Raw genomic sequence first — 1,036 nt, forward strand, 5'->3', positions numbered from 1 at the left:
GGAAGATCCCAGCCTGGCAGGCGCCATCGTCATTCCCGAACGCGCAGCACTGGCCAGCTATTACGAACTGGGGGAAACCGTGTTCTCCATGCGAGGAGCTGGGGTGGACAAGGCCCGAGAAGACATTTTGCGGGTAGGTCAGGCTATCCAAAAAAGATTGGCCAACCCGGGCCGGTGGCAGGCATGATGGAGCTCCCAATGCTGCCCCTGCCGGACCTCATGGCTGCCAAGAAGACCCCCGCCAAGAACGCCGTTGCCAAAGCCCGCAAAGACCTGTCCAAAGCCGCGAAAGTGGTCCACGCCAAGCCGCAACGCACGTATGCGCCGCTCATTGATCTGGACCAGTTTTCCGAGGAGCAGCTGGCAGAGCTGATGGTGGCTGCAGGGGACGCGCCTGGGCGCAAGACCTATTTCGACTACAGCGAAGAGCAGCCCTTTATCCGGTCGGGGAAGAAGGTGTATCTCGAAGTGGGGCGTGGTAGCCAGATGTTTGACTATCGAGACGCCCAGGGCGTCAGGACCGAGAGAACGATGGTGACCGTGCCGCCCAAGCTCCGCGATCAGCTCCAGGATTTGACGGGAGAAGAGAGCCCGGTGATCACCACTGCGATCATCGCCTTGGCGTCCTGGGCCTGCCAGGAACTAAAAAGGAGCAAGCGGCGCTTGGTGGTGGCGACGGCGACCGACGACCTGGATCCGGTGCGGAAACAGGTCCGGAAGGCGATTGTGGGGCGGGCGAGGAAACAACGGTAGCCCTGGGTTGGTAGTGAACGACAGGCGGCCATCGGCCGCCTTTTTTATGGCTGGCGGCGGGTGGAAAGAGCAACGGCAAAAGCGGCATGGGGAAAAGGCGGGTGGGGCCTCGGCTTCCGCCGAGCCCGGTGCTTGGCTGGAAGTGTGAGGCGTTTCAGGGTTTTCGTGTCTTTTGCGGTTGCCCGTCACTTCTGCACTTTAGTCAAATAAATGTGTTGTTTTCGCCGACCTGATGACCGGCGCCCGCATCGCCGAGAACGCCGTCGTCGGCGACGAGTGCGTC

At 61.4% G+C, this 1,036-nt stretch carries 2 protein-coding genes; both read left to right on the top strand.

Annotated elements, in window-relative coordinates; all coding sequences use genetic code 11:
• The coding region (locus ABZX22_RS45355; protein ID WP_354923619.1) for a hypothetical protein at positions 1-187 on the top strand (187 nt) is incomplete at its 5' end.
• Between the two features lie 11 nt (positions 188-198).
• Positions 199-753: a hypothetical protein gene (locus ABZX22_RS45360; protein ID WP_024957700.1), complete on the top strand. Its 555-nt coding sequence runs from the start codon at positions 199-201 to the stop codon at positions 751-753.
• The last annotated feature ends 283 nt before the right edge of the window (positions 754-1,036 follow it).

This window comes from Nonomuraea sp. NPDC003804 (assembly GCF_040610675.1).
Classification (GTDB): Bacteria; Actinomycetota; Actinomycetes; order Streptosporangiales; family Streptosporangiaceae; genus Nonomuraea.

Excerpts from the sequence above, each read along its gene's own strand:
- ABZX22_RS45360 (WP_024957700.1), top strand. The coding sequence starts at position 199 with ATGCTGCCCCTGCCGGACCTCATGGCTGCCAAGAAGACCCCCGCCAAG.